A 573-nucleotide genomic window follows, 5' to 3' on the forward strand; every position below is an offset into this window, starting at 1 on the left:
ACAGTGGTAACAGGACGTTTGAGTGTATCAATTTAGGTATTGAACACCAACGACGTGCCAATGATCTTAAAGGTGAGGATGCTGCCGAGGAGCTGTTTACCGCATCATTGTTTTTCAGCATTGCTGGCTATCCTCATTTAAAAAACGACAACTTGGCGCTTCAGGCTCAGGTGTTAGCAAACAAAGCCTATTCTGAAGGGGCTGAGAAAACTCAATACACCATCAAGCAAATTGAGGTGCCTTACCAAAAACGCAAAATTATCGCTAACTTGCATTTGCCAAGAACCGATAAGCAGCTGCCAGTTGTGATGGTGAGTGCAGGACTCGACAGTTTACAAACCGACATGTGGCGTTTGTTCCGCAATCACTTTGCTCCTAAAGATATTGCAATGCTGACCGTCGATATGCCATCAGTCGGACACAGTTCTCATTGGCCTTTGACGGAAGATTCAAGCTGTCTTCATCAAGCCGTGTTGAATGAGCTTTATTCCATTCCTTACGTCGATCATCACAAAGTTGGTTTGGTCGGTTTTCGTTTTGGTGGCAATGCCATGGTTCGTCTGTCTTTTCTTG

General features: G+C 44.7%; 1 protein-coding gene. It reads left to right on the forward strand.

All coding sequences use genetic code 11. The annotated features are described in order from the left end of the window. Window positions 1–573 (forward strand): alpha/beta hydrolase (locus R7Q46_RS29000; RefSeq protein ID WP_318078556.1); only part of this gene is annotated, 573 nt, incomplete at both ends.

Source organism: Vibrio sp. 811 (assembly GCF_033339195.1).